Genomic DNA, 18,051 nt, shown 5'->3' with positions numbered 1-18,051 from the left:
GCCGTGAGGCGGGGCCGTCTCGGACAGGCGGCCAGCGGAGAAGGGGCTGGCGGGCCGGCCGTGGTGGTGCTAGCCGCCACCCATGACGGTGAACGACCTCTGCAGGCGGGACGTGGATACCGTGACCTACGACCAGAGCGCGCTCGACGCGGCGCGCTGCATGCGCGACCGGCAGGTGGGCAGCGTCGTCGTCGTGGACGCCCACCGGCCGGTCGGCATCCTGACCGATCGCGATCTCACCGTGCGCGTCCTCGCCGCCGGCCTCGATCCCGGCACGACGCGCGTGAGCGAGGTCATGACGCCGTCGCCGACGACGGTGCGCGAGGATGTGACGATCGTCGACGCCGTCGGCGCCATGCGGGCGGGGCGGTTCCGGCGCTTGCCCGTCATCCGGTCCAACGGTCACCTCGTCGGCATCCTCGCGCTCGATGACGTGCTCGCGATGGCTGCGGACGAGCTCGCGCAGGTCGGTCCGCTGCTCCGGCGCGAGTCGCCGCACCGTTGGATCGGCCGGCAGACCTGAGCCACCGGTCAGGCGCTTCGCGGCGATTCCGAGAGCCCCGAAGCCCGTGTGTCGACATCGACGCGTCGACGCGCCCGCCTGACGACCCGAGCGGTGGCCGGGTCTTGCAACGATCATGGCATGGACACGCGCCGCCACCGGAGTCGACTCGGGCGCGCCATGGCGCCGATCTCGGGCACGCGTGCGCGCTCGCGTTCCCCGGCTGCACGATCGGCCGTCCGTCGGATCGAAGCAATGGGCGATCTGGCCGCGGGATCACGCGACGTCTCGGGACGCTTGACGAGCGGCGCTGTCGCGTCGTTAGTGCCGTTCGATGGTGACGGCTTCGAAACGAGCGCGCACCGCCCTCGTGCTCTCGGGCGGCGGAGCGCGTGGCGCGTATCAGGTGGGAGTCCTGCGCGGGCTCTTCGAACAGGGATTTCTCGGCCGCGAGCGTTCCGGCATCGATGTGTTCGTCGGATCGAGCGCGGGCTCCATCAACAGCGCGGCGCTCGCCGCCCATGCCGACGACTTCGAGGCCGGTATCACTCGGCTCGAGCGAGTCTGGCGTGGGATGCATCCGTCGCACGTCTATCGGACCGATGCGGCGTCACTGGGACGCATCGGATTGCGATGGGCGTGGGATCTGTCGTTCGGCGGCGCGACGCGCGACGTTCAGCCGAAAGCGCTTCTCGACACGTCGCCGCTGCGCGCGCTCCTCACGCAACACCTCCCGCTCTCGCGCATCGGTGAGCACGTCGCCGCCGGCCGCCTGGACGCGCTCGCAATCGTCGCGACGGATCTCCATACCTCGAGTGGGGTGATCTTCCTCGACGGGTCGGCGGATCTGCCCTCATGGACCCGTCGTCGGTGGCGCATCGAGCGAACGGCCATCGCCGTCGACCACCTGCTCGCGTCGAGCGCGATCCCGATCTTCTTTCCGTCCGTGGCGATCGACGGCCGCCACTACGGCGATGGCTCGATCCGGAACACGGCGCCGCTCAGCCCGGCGATCAATCTCGGCGCCCAGCGGATCATTGCGATCGGTGTCAGCGGTCCGCCGCCGCCGAGTCTGGCGCCCGGCCCCGTCGAGGTGCCGACCGTGGCGCAGATCGCGGGCGTCCTGCTCGATGCGGTCATGCTCGACGCGATCGAGGTCGACGTCGAGCACAGCGAGCGCGTGAACGCGAGCGTCGTCACGTACCCCGTGATCGGGACTGGCGACGGGTTTCGTCGCATCGATGTGCTCTGGCTTCGTCCCTCCGTGCTGGTCCGCGAGCTCGCCTCCGAGCTGGCCGATCGCATCCCTCCCGCCGTGCGCTACCTGCTGCGAGGGCTCGGGTCCGAAGCCCAAATCACCGAGCTCGCGAGCTACCTCCTGTTCGACGAGGCCTTCTGCGGCCGCTTGCTCGACCTCGGTCGCGAGGACGTGGCCGCGGATCGTGATCGGATCGCGCGCTTCTTCGCGCCCTGACCGGTTTGCCGGTGGATGTCGCGAGGTGGAGGTCCGCCGCCGGCCGGCGTATGTGGATGGCATGGCCGACGCCGGCACCGCACGCGCTCTGACCTCGCTTCGAGCCCACACGGACATTCCGCGGGCCGGCCGGTGGGCGACCCTGCGCGCGCTGCTCGGCGGGAAGCGGGAGCGCATCGACATGCTCTCGCGCCTGCAGTGGATGTACGCCGAGCGCGGCCCGGTGGTGGCGCTGAACGCCGGGCCGTTCAAGATGGTCAATCTCTTCGGCCCCGACGCCAACCGCCTGGTGCTCCTCGACCGCGATCACATCTTCTCGGCGCGGCAGCCGTGGACGATGATCATGGGCAGGATCTTCCCCAACGGCTTGCTCCTGCGCGACGGCGACGAGCACAGGGAGCATCGCAAGATCATGCACGAGGCGTTCACGCGCCCGGCGCTCCGCCAGTACCTCGAGCGCATGAACCCCATGGTCGAGCGTGGCCAGGCCGCATGGCGCGGGCAGGCGGCGCCGTTCCATGCGTTCCGGGCGTTCAAGGTGCTGACGCTCGACATCGCGGCGTCGATCTTCGTCGGCGTCGAGCTCGGGCCGGAAACGACGAAGATGAATCACGTCTTCGAGGATCTGGTGGCGGCATCGATGTCGCGCATCCGCCTGCGCATCCCCGGGCTCGAGTTCTACCGCGGCCTCGTCGGCCGTGAGTTCATGGTCGACTACTTCTCGCGCCGGATTCCGGAACGACGCGCCGGTGAGGGCGGCGACATGTTCAGTCGGCTCTGCCGTGCCGTCAGCGACGAGGGCGCCCGCTTCACCGACGCCGACGTCGTCGATCACATGATCTTCCTGATGATGGCGGCGCACGACACCACCACCAGCACGCTCACCTCGATGACGTACGAGCTCGCGCGCCATCCCGAGTGGCAGCAGCGGGTGCGCGAGGAGAGCATCACACTCGGCACGGACCGGCTCGAGTTCGACGATCTCGACAAGCTCGAAGCGCTCGGCTGGGTGATGAAGGAGACCATCCGCCGCTATCCGCCGCTACCGGTCATCCCACGCGTGGCCACCGAGAGCTTCGAGTGGTGCGGCTATGAGATTCCCAAGGGCGTGATGGTCGTGGTGTCGCCGATCCACACCCATCACATGGAAGAGTGGTGGCCCGATCCCTTCCGCTGGGATCCCGAGCGCTTCACCCCGGCGCGCGCCGAAGACGAGCGCCACACGCACTCATGGGTGCCCTTCGGTGGCGGTCCGCACCTCTGCATCGGGCTCCGCTTCGCCGAGGTGCAGGTGAAGGCGATCATGCACCAGATGTTGCGTCGCTACCGGTGGAGCGTCCCGGCCGACTATCGGATGCCGGTGCAGCAGGCGCCGATCTCGAAGCCGCTCGATGGTCTGCCGATCGAGCTCCGGGCTCTCTAGTCGTTGCAGCGGTCGCGTTCGCCGGACTTCGCCCCGGCATTTTGAGATTGCTCCTCCGCTCGCATTGCTGCGCGATGGCTCGCGCGGCTTTCGACCGGCCGCTGGAGTGCCTGGTTGGGGAGGCATCGACTTTGCGTGCGTCTTGTGCGCAACTCTGCCCGTCCCGCACTCACGGCTGTAACTCGGGCTGGGCGACCTCGCTGGCCGAGCCTGAACAGACTGCACCGGAACGCAGGACGAGAAGGCGGTTTTCTTACCGTCGGCCCGATGAAGGTATTCTGTGCGCGCGTCGAAAGGAGACTGCCATGAGGGCGAAGCTGGCTGCGGAATTCATCGGAACGTTCTGGCTTGTTCTCGGAGGCTGCGGTAGCGCTGTGCTTGCGGCGGCGTTTCCCGACGTGGGCATCGGGTTACTCGGGGTGTCCCTCGCGTTCGGTCTCACGGTGGTGAGCGGTGCGTACGCCTTCGGGCCGGTCTCCGGCGGGCACTTCAACCCGGCGGTTTCGGCGGGCCTGTGGGCGGGAGGCCGCTTCTCGACCAGCGAGCTGGTCCCGTACGTCGTCGCGCAGGTGCTCGGTGCCGTCGCCGGCGCGGCCACGCTCGCGCTCATAGCCACCGGGAAGCCCGGGTTCGATCTGGTGGCATCGGGTTTCGCTGCGAACGGCTTCGGCGAGCACTCGCCTGGCAAGTACGGGTTCGTCGCCGGCTTGGTCACGGAAGTGGTCATGACGTTCATGTTCCTCCTCGTCATCCTCGGGGCGACGCACCGCAAGGCGCCCACGGGCTTCGCGGGCCTCGCCATTGGTCTCGTCCTCACGCTCATCCACCTGATTAGCATTCCGGTCACCAACACCTCGGTGAACCCGGCGCGTAGCACGAGTCAGGCGCTGTTCGTGGGTGGCTGGGCACTCCAGCAGCTGTGGCTGTTCTGGGTGGCGCCCATCGCCGGCGCCGTGCTGGGCGGCGTGGTCCATCGGACGCTCCTTCAGCTGGAGGAAGAGCCGGACGTGGGTGGACGCTGAATCCCGTGACCACGGTATGCACGAGCCAGACGGCGTCCGCCGCCAACGTCCCTCCACCCACCGACGCAAATCGGGGCCGGCTCCGCATACCGACCCGGCTGGCATTCCCATCCCGCGATCGCTCGCGCGATGTGCCCGCTCCGGCGGCATTTCATCGTCCGTCACACCGAATCATCGCGCGCGACTCACATTCGGCGGCGGCACGCCGCCCGCGATCGGTGGGCAGACCGTCGTCGCGCCAGGCATCTGGCGCTCGGGGCGACTTCGAGAACGGCGACGGATGAGATCGCCGCCCGTCAAAGCCCGCCCGACTGCTCGAGCCGGCGCACGATCTCGAGCGTGCGCAGGTCGATCGCGCGGAGGCCGGCGAGCAGCTTCTCGATCTCCTCCTCGGCGCGGCGGTTGACGTCGTAGTCTGCATCGGCGCGTGCGTCGGCGTGCGTCGTCTGGAGGTTCTGACCGACCATGATGAGGGGCATGAGGAGCAGCTGCACGATGTTGCCGAGGAAGAGCAGGAAGGCGAAGGGATAGGGATCGAAGGGCTTTTGCGACTCCGTCTGCCAGAACATCCACGCTGCCATGAAGAACGCGAAGAAGTAGAAGGCGCCCATGGTACCGACGGCCGCCGTGACCGCTTGGCCGATCCGCGCGTTGACCCCGGTGCCCTGGACGTCCTGGCTCCGCACCCGACGTGCTCGCCGCGGGAGGGGGATGTGCCACCCCGATTCCGTCTTCGTCGTCGGGTGGCTCGGTTCCGTGGCGGTTGGTGTCATGTGACCTCCATTCGTGGCTAGAATCACGGGGACCGAGCGGGATGGGCCACGTCACGAGAAGCTGTGCCAGGTCCTGCGGCCCCACGCCCGCGGCAGCTCCCACGTTCGGCTGCTCGGAGAGGGTGATCTGACGGATTCCGCTGAGCGGATTCGCTCGTTGCGTCGCGAGGTCGTGCAGCGCATCGGGCTCCTGCGCGTGGGCCGTTCCCAGCGCGAGCAGGCAGACGGCCGTCACGATCCGCGCACGGTGCCTTGCGGGGCCCGACGCTACTGGTACTGGACGCAGAGTCGTACGGTGCGTGTCGGTCCGCCGGTGGCGTTCTTCACCTGGAAGCCGATCAGCTGCATGCCGTCGCCGGGATCGAAGATCGTAACGTTGGTCGCCGTCGCGATCCCGGCATGCGCGGCAGGAGTGCAGGCGCCGAAGGGGGCCGTGGTCGGACACGGACCCCACGGGTCGACGGGCTTCGACTCGCGCGTGTCGCGGGCAGTGAGCTGGGGCTGAACCTTCTGAGCAGTGTCGGGAAGCAGCACCGAAACCGTCGCCGTGCTGCCGGCGGCGACGTCGATCTGGTTGCAGCTCTGGGCGGCGTACACCGATCGCGCGCACGACAGGATGGCGAACACCGCAGGAAGAATCAGGAAGCGCAGTCGCGTCCGCTGCATCGATGACCTCCTTGGGTCCGTAGTCGTGCTGCGGCATACAACGCAGAGACGGGTGTCGTCCAGGTCTTCCAGGCTCGCCGGGAAGGCTTCGACGGCGTGGACCCTGGCGGTCGCGCAGATCCGGACCGCCCGCGGTGCCGCATGGGCGATTCCCACGTCCGGGAACGAAGCGGCCGGCCGATTCCGTTCGGCGCCGATTCCGAGCGGTGACGCCTGCGTCCAATCGCGACCGGGCGACTGCCGGAAGCGGGCAGGCGAATTGCATGGTGGATCCTCAGGGGGACCTTCAGATGGCGGGACCTGCGATTGCGCTGGTCGTACAGCCCGACACGTCGATCCGGCGGGAGATCGCGACGTGTCTACGCGACCTCGGCTTCTCGGTGTCCGAGTTCGACGACGAGTGCCGCTTCTACGCGCAGGCGATCCGTCTCATGTCCAATCCCGGCTGCGATCGCGAATCGATGGTCATCCTGGCCGAGCCGACCGAGTGTGCCATGCGGGACTTGAAGACCCTCCGCAGTTGCTCGCTACACACGGGTATCGTGCTCGTGGACGGCCCGGAACACGTGACGGGCGAAGGTAAGCTCAGGGCCGCGCGTCTGCGGGGCGATCGGCCCAGCCGCGACGACGTCGAACGTGCCGTCGAGGCCGCCTTCGCGGCGTCGAGGGCGGCGACACAGTAGCCTCCCTGGAGCACCGGTGCATGGCGTACCTTGACGCCGTGCCGGCAGAGGCCTACGAGCCGCACACACAGGGACGCACGTCGTGCTCGCCAGCCTACCCGGGGCCGAAGATCTGCGTCGGGCCGCGGACCAGCTCGCGGCTCGCCTACCCTACAGGCTCGCGCCGCTCGCGCGTCTCGCCTACAACTACCGGTGGTCGTGGCTCGCAGATGGCGAGGCGCATTTCTCGGGTATCGACCCCCATCGCTGGGAGGTGTGCGGCCACAATCCCGTCCGCCTGCTCCAGGAAGCATCGATGGGCGCACTCGAGCGCGCTGCGAGCGATGCCGACTTCTGCCGGCGCGCCTACGCGGCCGAAGAATGCGTGCTCGCCGAGACGCGCTTGGCGCCCGTGTGCCAGGCGGTCCCGGGCGACCGGCCGATCGCGTTCTTCTGCGCGGAGTACGGCGTGCACGGCTCGCTCCCCATCTACGCGGGCGGGCTCGGCGTGTTGGCGGGCGACCTGCTGAAGGCGGCTTCCGATGCGGGCGTCCCGCTGGTGGCCGTGGGGCTCCTGTACCGGCACGGCTACTTTCGCCAGCGGATCGACACGAGCGGCTGGCAGCAAGAGTACTGGGTGGACGTCGATCCCGAGCGGCTACCGGCGGCGCTCGTCACGGTCGACGGACGAACGCCGCGCACGGTGCGCGTCGCCATCCGCGGCCGCGACGTCGTGGCACAGATCTGGCGGGTCGACGTCGGACGCGTACCCCTCTATCTGCTCGACACGGCTCGCCCGGAGAACGGTCCCGTCGACCGCTGGATCACCAGCCGCCTCTACGCGGGCGATCGGGACACGCGCCTGGCGCAGTACGCGCTGCTGGGTGTCGGCGGCATGCGGGCGCTCCGGGCCCTCGGTATCGAGCCGGCCGTGGTCCACTTGAACGAGGGCCATGCGAGCATGGCCACGGTCGAACTCGCAGCCGAGGACGTGGCAGTGGGCCGGCCGTTCGCGGAGGCCCTCGAATCCGCACGGCGACGAACGGTCTTCACCACCCACACCCCGGTGCCGGCGGGAAACGAGACGTATTCATCCGACGAGGTGCTGCGCACGTACACGGGTCTCGCAGAGCGGCTCCGGATCGATTGGGACGAGCTCCTGCGACTCGGGCGTGTCGACCCGCGCAATCCCGCAGAGCCGTTCGGCATCACCCCGTTCGGCCTGCGGATCAGCCGCGCCGCGAACGGCGTCAGCGCTCGGCACGGTGAGGTCGCGCGCGTCATGTGGCGCGCGATCTATCCGGACCGGGCGGCGACGGAGATCCCGATCGGCCACGTCACCAACGGCGTCCACGTCGCGAGCTGGATGGCGGGGCCGATGCGCGAGCTGCTCGATCAGCATCTCGGCCCCGGATGGACTGAGCGGATGCGCGATCCGAAGACGTGGGCGGCCGTCGACGCGATTCCCGACTACGCCCTGTGGGCGACGCGACGCGCCCTGCGCGCCCGGCTCGTCGAGTACGTCCGCGAGCGGGCGACGACCGATCGGCTCGCCCGAGGCGAGAGCGCGGACTACGTGCAGCTCGCGGCACACGCCTTCGATCCCGATCGGCTGACCGTCGGCTTCGCGCGCCGGCTCGCCACCTACAAGCGCATGTACCTGCTCACCGGCAACCTTCCGCGCGCGCTGCGCCTGCTCGACGGCGATCGCGCGATACAGATCCTGCTCGCCGGCAAAGCCCATCCGCAGGACGACGGCGCCAAGCGGGTCGTGCAGCAGCTGTTCCAGGCGAAGGGCGCTCCGCGCGTGGGGGAGCGGATCGCCTATCTGCACGACTACGACATCGAGATGGCGCGCCATCTCGTGGCAGGCTGCGACGTCTGGTTGAACCTCCCGCGCCCGCCGCTCGAGGCGAGCGGGACGAGCGGCATGAAAGCCGCCATGAACGGCGGACTCAACCTGAGCGTCCTCGACGGGTGGTGGGTCGAAGGTCACGACGGGGAGAACGGGTGGGCGATCGGCGGCGATCCGGCGACCGACACCGAGCTGCAGGACAAGCAGGACGCCGACGCGACGCTCGACCTGATCGAGCGCGAGGTCGTGCCCCGCTTCTACGAGCGCGACGGCGAGGACGTGCCGCGAGCGTGGATGAAGATGGTGAAGGCCGCCATCAAGACCGCGGGCCTGCGTTTCGGGGCGCAGCGGATGCTCGCGGACTACGTCGAGCGGGTCTACCAGCCGACCCTCGCCGAGCGCCGGTAGACGTCCCACGGCCGGGCCCGAGGGACGCGCGCTACTGTCCGGGGCGCTGGGCCCTGATGCCTGCTTCCTCGTCGAGCGCCTTCCCGAGCTTCAGGAGGTCGCGACTGTCGTGCAGCACCTTGTCCATCGCGAAGGTGTGCCACTCGATTTCGATCGCGCCGTACGTGCGCTCGAGATCGTGGAAGCGCTCGAGGCCGCGCGGGTACCATTCGGCATTGGCGCTCTTCATCCCGTCGAGCGTGCGCAACGTGCGGCGGAGCTGCGTCTTCGCCGCTGCGAGGTAGCTGAGCGCCGCCTGCGCCGGCACGGGGCGCTTGTGGCACACGGCGCAGCGCGCGCCGAGCTCGCTCGGCGACGGCAGGCTCGTCGCCATCGCACCGTGACACGTGTAGCAGGTGGCGCCGGTACCTTCGCTGGCGAGCTTGCGCGCGTGGATCGTCTTGCCGAAGGCCGTGAACTCCTTCTGGTGGCACGCGCCGCAGGTGGCGGGGAGCCGGGTCGGATGGACGAGGCTCTTTGCGTCCGAGACGGGAAGGACGTCCTTGTGGGCGAGCGTCTGATCGGTCGCATTCGGGTCGCCGCCGTGGCACTTCTCGCAGGTCACCCCGCCGCGTCCGTGCGCGGAGCCTCGCCAGTCCTCGAAGCTGTGGCCGAGCGAGATGCCGAGTCGCTCGGTCTCGTGGCAGGACACGCACTGGCTGGTTTCGGCGGCCGCGGCCGCAGCCGCGAGACCGAGGATCGCGGAAAACACCATCGCGGCGACGGGGCCATGAGATCGCCGACCCCGAGCCGCGCCACTACCCCACTGGTGTCGTTTCATGCGACCTCCCTTCGACGGACGGTCCCTACTGCCGCTTGCAGGCGGCGAGAGCAAATCGCGCGCGCCATCCAGTGCACGCATTCGTCGAGCGTCCACGGCTGCGTTGACAGTCCCGGGGGTCGGGTCGTACCTCTGTCGCCACGTTCGTGGGCGGCATGCGACCGATGCGGGTGGGGCGGGCCGCCGCTCGTGCACACGGGTGTCGCCTGGGCGCGTTCGCGACGTTGCTCGGCGTCGTCGTCCTCGGTGCCGGCGTTGCGGCCGGTGCCGACGAACCCTCGGCGGAGGACTGTCTCGCCTGTCACGGCGACGAGGGAGTGACTACCGAGGCCGGGCGCCCGGTCGCGGTGATCGATCCCAAGGACTTCTCGGCGTCCGCGCACGGCGACATGTCGTGCGCCACCTGCCACGACGATGCGACCGACCTGCCGCACGAGAAGCCGCCTGCTCGGGTCGGCCTCGGTCCGTGTAGCACGTGTCACGCGGACGAGGTGGACGAGTTCCACGCCAGCGTGCACGGGATGCCAAAGGGCGCGAACCTTCCCGATCGTGCCACGTGCCGGGACTGTCACGGCGATGTGCACACGGTGCGGCCGCACGATGACCCGAAGTCGCTCGCACACCGGAGCCGGATCGCGCAACAGTGCGCACGATGCCACGCCGATCGGGCACTGGTGGAGCGGTTCGGCATTCCGGTCGTACGGCCGGTCGAGGCGTATTCCCAGAGCGCCCACGCACGCGCCGTCGCTGCCGGCAAGCACGGGGCGGTCTGCTCGGACTGCCATGGCGCGCATGCGATCCGGCGCAGCGACGATCCGCTGTCGTCGATCTCGCGCGCGAAGGTGTCGACGACGTGTGGCACGTGCCACGCGGACGTGTTCGCGGCGTATCGTGACAGCGTCCACGGCATCGCGGCGGCACGCGGCGTCGGGGAAGCACCCATCTGCACGGACTGCCACGGGGAGCACCGGATTCTCGGCCCGTCCGAGCCGACCTCGCCGGTATTCACGGCCAACGTCGCCGGCGAGACCTGCGGCCGATGTCACCGGGACGCGCGCCTCGGCGAGAAGTACGGCATACCGGTGGCGAACGTCGAAGCGTTCGAGGACAGCTTCCACGGGCTGGCCCTGCGCGGCGGCAAGCTGACGGTCGCGAACTGTGCGAGCTGTCACGGCGTTCACGACATCCGCCCGTCGAGCGACCCGCGTTCGCACGTCCATCCGACGAACCTGGCGGAGACGTGCGGCAAGTGCCATCCCGGCGCCGGCACGAACCTGCAGCTCGGTCCCGTGCATGCGGCGACGACCTCCGTCGGCGGCGGCGTCGCGTGGGTGCGGTTTCTCTACCTGTGGCTGATCGGCGTCACGATCGGCGGCATGGTGGCCCACAACGTCGTCGATCTCGCGCGCAAGGCGACGACGCCCCTCGCGCCGCCGGCACCGCTCCCCGTCGTGCCCGAGCGTCTCCCGCGCGCACTGCGCTGGCAGCACGGCCTCGTCATGCTGAGCTTCCCGGTGCTCGTCTACACGGGCTTCGCCCTCACGTATCCCGCGTCGTGGTGGGCGGTGCCGCTCGTTCACTGGGAGACGAAGCTCGGTCTGCGCGGCCTTCTCCATCGGACGGCCGCCGTCGTGCTCGTCGTCGCGCTCGCGTGGCATGCGGTCCACATCGCCGTGAGCGCCCGGCTGCGCGCGTGCCTGCGCGGAGCGCTGCCCTCACGCCGGGACGTACGGCTGTTCGGCGAGATGCTCGCCTATTGGAGCGGTCGCCGCCCGAACCCACCGCACGTCGGGACGTGGCACTACGCGGAGAAGGCCGAGTACTGGGCGTTCCTGTGGGGCTCCGTGCTCATGGTCGTCACGGGATGCCTCCTCTGGTTCGAGAACCTGACGCTGCGCTGGCTTCCGAGCTGGGTGGCGGACGTCGCAACCGCCATCCACTTCTACGAGGCCGTCCTCGCGACGCTCGCGATCCTCGTCTGGCATCTCTACTGGGTGGTGTTCGATCCCGCCGTGTACCCGATGGACTGGGCCTGGTGGAGCGGGCAGTCGCCACCGCACCGCGTGCACGAGCGTCTTCCCGGCACGGGTGAGCCGACCGACGGCAACGAAACCGACGGCGAGGACCGATGAGCGAGTGGGGACGCCCGTCCCCTACGACTTCCATCGTTTGATGGAACGTGCGAAGGGTCGTGCGCTGCTCCGAGCTCGGACAGGCCATCGTCACCCACCTGTAGGGTCCATAGAGGGAGGTCGAATGACTCGCTATCTGCGTTACGTCGTCATCGGGGTGGTGCTCGCCACCGGGCTCGCTGGATCCGCCGCTGCCAAGCCCTGCACGCGGGAGGCCTGCAGCAAGGTCATCAAGTCGTGCCGGAAAACGACCTGCGCCGGCTACAAGGGGGCGATGCGGGCAAACTGCCGGAGGGCCTGCAGCAGGACCATCCTCCACAACGTCTGCCCCAACCACCCGGAGATCTGCGCATAGGTAGCAACGCTCGTGTGACGATGGCGTCGATGATCAGCCCTTGATGAACGCGAGCAGGTCGGCGTTGATCGTCTCCGCATGCGTCGTGGGCATGCCGTGCGGGAAGCCCTTGTAGCCCCCCCACTCTCCCGGCCGGACGAGCGTGTGGCGGCTAGCGCCGATCGCGGACCTGCCTACGCACCGCCGACGGCCGCGACGTCGGGAACGCTCCCGTGAGCCACGTGCCGGCGAGCGGGTCCTCGCCGGCGAGGAACATCTCCAACTGGGGAAAGTCGTCGTAGCCCCAGAAGAGCTCCTCGCCGACCTCCATCGACGGTACGCCGAACACGCCGCGCGCGATCGCCTCGTCGGTCTGGCGGCGGAGGCGGTCCTTGACCTCGGGCTCGGCGGCCTTGGAGACGAGCGCGGCGCCGTCGAGCCCGATCTCGTCGACGACCTGCCTCACGACCGCCGGCTCGCTCACGTGGAGGCTTCGCACCCAGACCGCCTGGAAGAGGGCGTCGACGAGCGCGTGCCGCGACGTCGAGTCGAGCGCGAGCGAGGACACGCGCAGCGCGAGCAGCGGATTGAACGGATGGAAGGCCGGCGCGTTCATGGGTACGCCGAGCCGCATCGCCTTGCGGACGATGTTCTTCACCATCCAACGGCTCTTGGCGGGGATCTCGGCGGGACCGAGCTGGCCGTGGGCCCCGAGGAGCCCCGCGAACAGCACGGGAACGGGCTCGATCGTGCATCCGAACTTGGCCGCCAGGGCGGGAAGCTGCGTCCAGGCGAGGTACGCGTTGTTGGAGATGTAATCGAACGAGAACCGGATGACGCGGCCCGACATGCGTGCGATTCCCCGCTACCACACGGACCGAGCCCATCGAAGCCCTCGCCCCTCTTGGGAGGCGATGCGAAGGAGGCCGACGCGCGCGTGGCGGGTGCCGTGGAAGCGATCGATCCGCCCGGATCGTCACGTTATCCTCGTGGAGCACGCTCGCCCACGCGTGGTCCCGGAGCTGCTCGACGATCCGCCGCTGGCCACACGTTGACGGGCCGATCGCCGGGTGTCGCTCGTCAGTTCGCAGGCATCGGGCACGCCGACTTGGCGGAGTGCTCGAGGAGGATGCGCCGCACTTCCTCGATGGTCTGTGGCGCATCCTGCATGCCCGAGTGGGGGCTTCGCACGATCAGCTCGGAGGCGACGCCGTCGACGTGCGCGCTCTCGTACTTCACGACTCCATCGCCGGCCCGGTCGAGAGGCGAATCGTCGTCGACGGAGATGATCGAGTGCGCGGTGACCGTCGGCGTCACCGGAATGCTCGCGAGCTTCTTGATGAACGGGTGTCCGGGCGACATGTTGTCGATGCTGGTCGGGATCTGGATCCCGCTCGCGCCCGCCGCTGCGAGCGTCGTGAGAGTCGTACCGACGCGAGCGACGTCGCTGGGGAGGCGGATCAGATACGCCGCGAGCCGCCGCACGATTTGAGGACCGGCGAGGTAGCTCCCGCGGTGCGGTGTGGCCATGAAGACGACCTCCGTCACGAAGGGGAGGGGCGTTACGAACATCACGTCGTGGACGAGCTCCTTGTCATCGGGCTTGAAGGCGACCTGGTCGAAGGGTGTGTCGGTGACGTTCCTCCAGAAGGCGTCGCCCGAATCGACCACGGTGAGCTTGGTGAGGAGCCCGCCCTGACTGTGGCCCATCACGACCATGTCGCGCGCGCACGGATCCACGCCGCTCGGATCGGCACGATCGACCGCTTTGGTGAGGGCATCGCGAAGCTGGTAGCCGGAGAACACGATGGGATTCCCCGAGTCGTACGTGAAGAACCAGAAGGTGTACCGCGTGCGGAGCCGGGGATCGGCGAGCAGATCATTGACCATGTTGGCCCAGCGCGCGGAGCTCGAGGCCGTGCCGTGCACGAACACCACCGGGATGCGGCCCTTCTTGTAGGGGCGTAGCGCGACGAGCGCGCTCTGGCCCTGGAGGCCGAGCGCGTGGCCCAGGAAGACCTGCACCTCCTGCTTCCAGAACTGTGACTCCGCCAGCGAGGCCGCGAGCGCGGCGGTCGGTTCCGCTTCGAGGGGCACCGCGCGGCCGTCGACCTCGACTGTCCTGGTGTCCAGGCCCGCGAGCAGCTCCATCCGGCCGCTGAGATCTCCCGTGCGGAGGCCCGCGAGCGGGGAATCGATGATCAGCACCCCGGTCAACGGTATGCGCACCAGGGGGCCGACCGGGACCACCGGCACCACACCCGGCAGCGGACGGGTCTTCGCCGCGAGCGGGGCGCCGATGCCCGGACGCCGGTATCGGTTCCGGAGCCCCCTCACCTCGATCTCGGTGACCGGCTGAAGGTCGTAGAGCTGGGCGCCGTCCATCTCCAGGATGTCGGGCGGAACGGACACGCTGATGCGCCCGAACGGCAGCTCGACCACGCGATCCCCACCACTCACGGGGATCGTGCCCTTCTTCGTCCGTACGAAGGACAAGGTGAGCGCGCGGTTGTACAGATCGGCGGCGATGCGCTCGCGCGGGTCGAGGGGGTCGGGCCGAGCCCGCCCGCCCTCCGGGAAGAGGAATGCGTAGGCGTAGACGACCGTCGCCGCGTACTGCCCCTGCTGTTTGGTCTCCTCGGCTCGCAGGAACGAGAGCTCGGCCAACGCGAAGAGCGCGTTCGGGGGCAATCCTTCTGCGAGCGCATATGCGTGCAGGTTCGCGAGGGCGGCGTCCGGATGGTACCTGTACGCCTGCAGCAGGTCGTAGCGGCGGAGCTCGATCAGCGAGGCGTCGCTCGGCTCGTCGTCGGTGAGGGCGCTGCGGGTCAGGTAGAGCTGGACCTCGCGAGGATCGGCGATCCGGATGCCGATCGGGGCCGTACAGCCGCCCAGGAGGATCATCAGCGCGACGACCCGGATTGCATTTCGGTGTCGGAGCGTGCGTTCCATGGTCGAGCAGGCTGGCGTCAATCGCCTTCCCTCGTCCAACGCCTGCGGCGGTCGCGCGGTATGGCGGTAGTGGGTCTCACCTTTCTGGTACCGCGTGCAAGTTGCTTGCCGATCCCCCGGTCCCGTCGCGCATTCCGACGACGTTCGCCTTGTCGCCCATGCGAAGAACGGCGCGCGGCTCTTCGCGAGGCTCGGAATGGGCGCCGGTTGACTCGTGCCGCTGACTGGTCTCTGTCGGAGAGGCGCATGCTCTTTTCACCCCACGAGCACTTCGACAACGCGGCGGCGGCCAACCGCCACATCGACGTGCGCCCGCTCGCTGCCGCCATGGGGGCGGAGATCGCGGGGGTCGATTGCGCGAACGTCGGTGACGCCGCCTTTGCCGAGATCGAGGCGGCGCTGTTCCGGCACAAGATGATCTACTTTCGCGGCCAGCAACACATGGCGCATGCCGATCAGTCCGCGTTCAGCCGCCGCTTCGGCGCGTTTGCAGAGGATGCGTACACCCGAGGCGTCCCCGGGTTTCCCGAGGTGCAGCCGCTGATCAAGGAGGCCGATGAACGCACCGGCCTTCTGTTCGGGTCGGGCTGGCATACCGATTCGGCCTTCTTGCCCGAGCCGCCGGCGATCAGCTTGCTGCGCTCGATCGAGGTCCCGCCCTTCGGCGGCGACACCATGTGGGCGAACTGCGCGCTCGCGTATCGGTCGTTGAGCCCGACGATGCAGGGCCTCGTGAAGGGTCTCAAGGTGCACATGTCGATGGGCAACGTCCTCGAGTCCGCGCGTGTCCATGCGGCGCCGGCCGACAACGCCATCGGGAGGCTCGCGCAGACGAAGGGGATGGCGACGCTTCCCGACGATGTCACGCGCAAGGTGCGGGGCTCCTTCCATCCGCTCGTGCGCACCCACCCACGCACCGGCGAGCAGGCACTCTATTGCGACCAGACCTATGCCGCGGGGATCGAGGGGCTGGCACCGCAAGAGGCGGGGCCGATTCTCAAGTTCCTCGTCGAGCACATCACCCAGCCCGCCTTCACCTGCCGCCTGCGCTGGGAGGCCGGCATGTTCGTCATGTGGGACAACCGGCTGTGCCTGCATCAAGCGTTCAACGACTACGACGGCTACAGGCGAGAGCTCTACCGCAGCACGGTCGCGGGTGAGCGCCCGGTCTAGCGCCCTACGTCGCGCAGCGGATCGCCGAGCCGGAAGGCTTGCCGCGAGCAGTGGACGTCGCGGGTTGCCGATGGGGCAGTGGCGGCGGGCCACCACTCTCGGGGTATTCTATCCCCATGACTGACCCCGACGTCCGCGGACCCGATACGATCCGCACCCGCAAGCGCGGCATCTGGCTGCTCAAGAATCCCGCCACGAACAAGGGCCTCGCGTTCACGCCTGACGAGCGCGATCGTTTCGGGCTGCACGGTCTGCTGCCTCCGGCGACGCTGTCGATCGAGCAGCAGGCGGAGCTCGAGGTCGAGCACGTGCGCGCGAAGTCCGAAAGCCTCGAGAAGTACATCGGTCTCGCAGCGCTCCTGCACCGCAATGAGGTGCTCTTCTACCGGGTCCTCGTCGAGAACCTCCAGGAGCTCATGCCCATCGTCTACACACCGACGGTCGGCGAGGCGTGCCAGCGCTATAGCCACATCGTGCGCGACATGCGCGGCATCTGGCTCACGCCCGAAGACGTCGGGCGGATCCCTGATCGCCTGCGCAACTACCCGTATCGGGACATCCGGCTGATCGTGGTCACGGACAACGAGCGCATCCTGGGCCTTGGCGATCAGGGCGCCGGGGGCATGGGGATTCCGGTCGGCAAGATCGCTCTGTACGTCGCGGGGGCGGGGATCCACCCCTCGAAGGTCCTGCCGGTCAGCCTGGACGTCGGTACGAACAACCCGGCGCTCCTCGACGATCCGCTCTACATCGGCCATCGCGAGCGACGGCTCGGCAGGGAGGCATACGACGACTTCATCGAGGCTTTCGTGGAGGGTGTGCGCACGGTCTTCCCGCGCGCGGTCGTGCAGTGGGAGGACTTCCACAAGCGCAATGCCTTCCGCATCCTCGACAAGTACCGCCGGCGCATCCCCTCGTTCAACGACGACATCCAGGGAACGGCGGCCGTCGCCGTCGCGGCCATGCTGGCGGCGCTACGCATCACGAAGCAGCCGATCGTCGAGCAGCGCGTGCTCTTCATGGGAGCAGGCGAGGCCTGCAGCGGCATCGCGCGCTTGGTCGAGGCGGCGATGCTGGAGGGCGGGGCTTCCCCCGGGACGGTTCGTGCCTCGCGGTTCGTCTTCGACAGGCGAGGGCTCCTGCGGGAAGGCGCCGAGATCGACGACCCCCACAAGCGCACGCTCGCCGTCCCGCGTGACGTGCTGGTGCACTTCGGGCTGGACGTGCTCGAGGCACCCACGCCCGAGGATGTGATCCGCCGGGTGAAGCCCACCATCCTGATCGGCGCCACGGCCGCGCCCGGAAGCTTCCGGAGAACGATGATCGAGGAGATGGCACGCCACGTGGCGCGGCCGATAGTGATGCCGCTGTCGAACCCCACCAGCAAGGCGGAGTGCTCGGCGCAAGAAGCGATCGCGTGGAGTGACGGGCGCGCCCTAGTCGCGACCGGGAGCCCCTTCGCCGACGTCGTGCACGACGGCGTCCGGCACGTGATCGGCCAGGCGAACAACGTCTTCGTCTTCCCGGGCGTTGGCTTGGGTACCGTGCTGTCGGAGATCCGCGAGGTCGACGAGTCGATCTTCCTGGTCGCGGCTCGCGAGCTGGCCGGCTGTGTGAGCGAGGCGCGCCTCGGCCAGGGTGCGCTCGTCCCCCAGACGTCCGAGCTCCGGGCCGTCAGCGCCCGGGTGGCGGCGGCGGTCGTGCGCCACGCGAGCGAGCGTGGGGTCGGCCGCCGTTTCGCGGACGACGAGGTGGAGCGCTGCGTGGCGGCGGCCTCCTGGTATCCGGACTACGTCCCGGTCGTGCCCGCGTGAGACCCTGGGGCGCTCGACTGCCGTAGCGCACCACCGTCGCC

15 protein-coding genes and 1 pseudogene are annotated in these 18,051 nt (G+C 69.0%); 10 read left to right on the top strand and 6 right to left on the bottom strand.

The window, feature by feature from the left end:
• Window positions 1–82: 82 nt before the first annotated feature.
• From VMS22_26470 to aqpZ, 4 genes are all read left to right on the top strand, one after another.
• Complete coding sequence (locus tag VMS22_26470) at window positions 83–523, top strand: CBS domain-containing protein (GenBank protein ID HXJ37588.1); 441 nt, start codon at window positions 83–85, stop codon at window positions 521–523.
• Between the two features lie 313 nt (window positions 524–836).
• A complete protein-coding gene (locus tag VMS22_26465) occupies window positions 837–1,976 on the top strand; it encodes a patatin-like phospholipase family protein (protein ID HXJ37587.1) in 1,140 nt (379 codons plus the stop codon).
• 61 nt (window positions 1,977–2,037) lie between these two features.
• Complete coding sequence (locus VMS22_26460) at window positions 2,038–3,399, top strand: cytochrome P450 (protein ID HXJ37586.1); 1,362 nt, start codon at window positions 2,038–2,040, stop codon at window positions 3,397–3,399.
• Window positions 3,400–3,704: 305 nt separating this feature from the next.
• Window positions 3,705–4,421 (top strand): aquaporin Z, encoded by a 717-nt coding sequence (gene aqpZ, locus VMS22_26455; GenBank protein HXJ37585.1) that lies wholly within the window; start codon window positions 3,705–3,707, stop codon window positions 4,419–4,421.
• A 296-nt stretch (window positions 4,422–4,717) separates the two neighbouring features.
• Here the strand turns inward: aqpZ and VMS22_26450 are convergent, their stop codons facing one another.
• Both VMS22_26450 and VMS22_26445 read right to left on the bottom strand, forming a co-directional pair.
• Window positions 4,718–5,107 (bottom strand): DUF1003 domain-containing protein, encoded by a 390-nt coding sequence (locus VMS22_26450; protein ID HXJ37584.1) that lies wholly within the window; start codon window positions 5,105–5,107, stop codon window positions 4,718–4,720.
• Window positions 5,108–5,461: 354 nt separating this feature from the next.
• Window positions 5,462–5,860 (bottom strand): hypothetical protein, encoded by a 399-nt coding sequence (locus VMS22_26445; protein HXJ37583.1) that lies wholly within the window; start codon window positions 5,858–5,860, stop codon window positions 5,462–5,464.
• Between the two features lie 290 nt (window positions 5,861–6,150).
• On the opposite strand from VMS22_26445, the gene VMS22_26440 reads away from it, so the two are divergent.
• Complete coding sequence (locus VMS22_26440; GenBank protein ID HXJ37582.1) at window positions 6,151–6,543, top strand: hypothetical protein; 393 nt, start codon at window positions 6,151–6,153, stop codon at window positions 6,541–6,543.
• Between the two features lie 82 nt (window positions 6,544–6,625).
• Window positions 6,626–8,785, top strand: coding sequence for an alpha-glucan family phosphorylase (glgP, locus tag VMS22_26435; GenBank protein ID HXJ37581.1), 2,160 nt, complete (start codon window positions 6,626–6,628; stop codon window positions 8,783–8,785).
• A 31-nt stretch (window positions 8,786–8,816) separates the two neighbouring features.
• On the opposite strand, the gene VMS22_26430 is transcribed toward glgP, so the two are convergent.
• Window positions 8,817–9,539 carry a cytochrome c3 family protein gene (locus tag VMS22_26430; GenBank protein HXJ37580.1) on the bottom strand — a complete coding sequence of 241 codons (723 nt, stop codon included), beginning with the start codon at window positions 9,537–9,539 and terminating at the stop codon, window positions 8,817–8,819.
• Between the two features lie 221 nt (window positions 9,540–9,760).
• On the opposite strand from VMS22_26430, the gene VMS22_26425 reads away from it, so the two are divergent.
• The gene (locus VMS22_26425) at window positions 9,761–11,737 is read left to right on the top strand and encodes a cytochrome b/b6 domain-containing protein (GenBank protein ID HXJ37579.1); all 1,977 of its coding nucleotides are present in this window, start codon (window positions 9,761–9,763) and stop codon (window positions 11,735–11,737) included.
• 124 nt (window positions 11,738–11,861) lie between these two features.
• Window positions 11,862–12,092: a hypothetical protein gene (locus VMS22_26420; GenBank protein ID HXJ37578.1), complete on the top strand. Its 231-nt coding sequence runs from the start codon at window positions 11,862–11,864 to the stop codon at window positions 12,090–12,092.
• Window positions 12,093–12,125: 33 nt separating this feature from the next.
• Here VMS22_26420 and VMS22_26415 read toward each other — a convergent pair.
• The 3 genes and pseudogenes from VMS22_26415 to VMS22_26405 all read right to left on the bottom strand — a co-directional run bounded on the left by VMS22_26415 (window position 12,126) and on the right by VMS22_26405 (window position 14,975).
• A pseudogene (locus VMS22_26415) lies at window positions 12,126–12,206 on the bottom strand (alpha/beta hydrolase).
• Between the two features lie 37 nt (window positions 12,207–12,243).
• On the bottom strand, window positions 12,244–12,921 hold the full coding sequence (locus VMS22_26410; protein ID HXJ37577.1) for a 2-hydroxychromene-2-carboxylate isomerase: 678 nt from the start codon (window positions 12,919–12,921) through the stop codon (window positions 12,244–12,246).
• A 230-nt stretch (window positions 12,922–13,151) separates the two neighbouring features.
• On the bottom strand, window positions 13,152–14,975 hold the full coding sequence (locus VMS22_26405) for a hypothetical protein (protein ID HXJ37576.1): 1,824 nt from the start codon (window positions 14,973–14,975) through the stop codon (window positions 13,152–13,154).
• 108 nt (window positions 14,976–15,083) lie between these two features.
• Here VMS22_26405 and VMS22_26400 point away from each other — a divergent pair, with 108 nt between their 5' ends.
• Both VMS22_26400 and VMS22_26395 read left to right on the top strand, forming a co-directional pair.
• A complete protein-coding gene (locus tag VMS22_26400) occupies window positions 15,084–16,196 on the top strand; it encodes a TauD/TfdA family dioxygenase (protein ID HXJ37575.1) in 1,113 nt (370 codons plus the stop codon).
• 116 nt (window positions 16,197–16,312) lie between these two features.
• On the top strand, window positions 16,313–18,010 hold the full coding sequence (locus VMS22_26395) for an NAD-dependent malic enzyme (protein HXJ37574.1): 1,698 nt from the start codon (window positions 16,313–16,315) through the stop codon (window positions 18,008–18,010).
• Window positions 18,011–18,051: the final 41 nt, after the last annotated feature.

Source organism: Candidatus Eisenbacteria bacterium (genome assembly GCA_035577985.1).
Taxonomy (GTDB): domain Bacteria; phylum Desulfobacterota; class Binatia; order DP-6; family DP-6; genus DATJZY01.
This window is presented reverse-complemented; position numbering and strand designations above follow the sequence as displayed.

Coding starts and splice junctions, on each gene's coding strand:
- aqpZ (HXJ37585.1), top strand. CDS start 3,705: ATGAGGGCGAAGCTGGCTGCGGAATTCATCGGAACGTTCTGGCTTGTT.
- VMS22_26395 (HXJ37574.1), top strand. CDS start 16,313: ATGACTGACCCCGACGTCCGCGGACCCGATACGATCCGCACCCGCAAG.
- VMS22_26410 (HXJ37577.1), bottom strand. CDS start 12,921: ATGTCGGGCCGCGTCATCCGGTTCTCGTTCGATTACATCTCCAACAAC.
- VMS22_26440 (HXJ37582.1), top strand. CDS start 6,151: ATGGCGGGACCTGCGATTGCGCTGGTCGTACAGCCCGACACGTCGATC.
- VMS22_26460 (HXJ37586.1), top strand. CDS start 2,038: ATGGCCGACGCCGGCACCGCACGCGCTCTGACCTCGCTTCGAGCCCAC.
- VMS22_26430 (HXJ37580.1), bottom strand. CDS start 9,539: ATGGTGTTTTCCGCGATCCTCGGTCTCGCGGCTGCGGCCGCGGCCGCC.
- VMS22_26405 (HXJ37576.1), bottom strand. CDS start 14,975: ATGATCCTCCTGGGCGGCTGTACGGCCCCGATCGGCATCCGGATCGCC.
- VMS22_26470 (HXJ37588.1), top strand. CDS start 83: ATGACGGTGAACGACCTCTGCAGGCGGGACGTGGATACCGTGACCTAC.
- VMS22_26465 (HXJ37587.1), top strand. CDS start 837: ATGGTGACGGCTTCGAAACGAGCGCGCACCGCCCTCGTGCTCTCGGGC.
- VMS22_26445 (HXJ37583.1), bottom strand. CDS start 5,860: ATGCAGCGGACGCGACTGCGCTTCCTGATTCTTCCTGCGGTGTTCGCC.
- VMS22_26400 (HXJ37575.1), top strand. CDS start 15,084: ATGGCGGTAGTGGGTCTCACCTTTCTGGTACCGCGTGCAAGTTGCTTG.
- VMS22_26420 (HXJ37578.1), top strand. CDS start 11,862: ATGACTCGCTATCTGCGTTACGTCGTCATCGGGGTGGTGCTCGCCACC.
- VMS22_26425 (HXJ37579.1), top strand. CDS start 9,761: ATGCGACCGATGCGGGTGGGGCGGGCCGCCGCTCGTGCACACGGGTGT.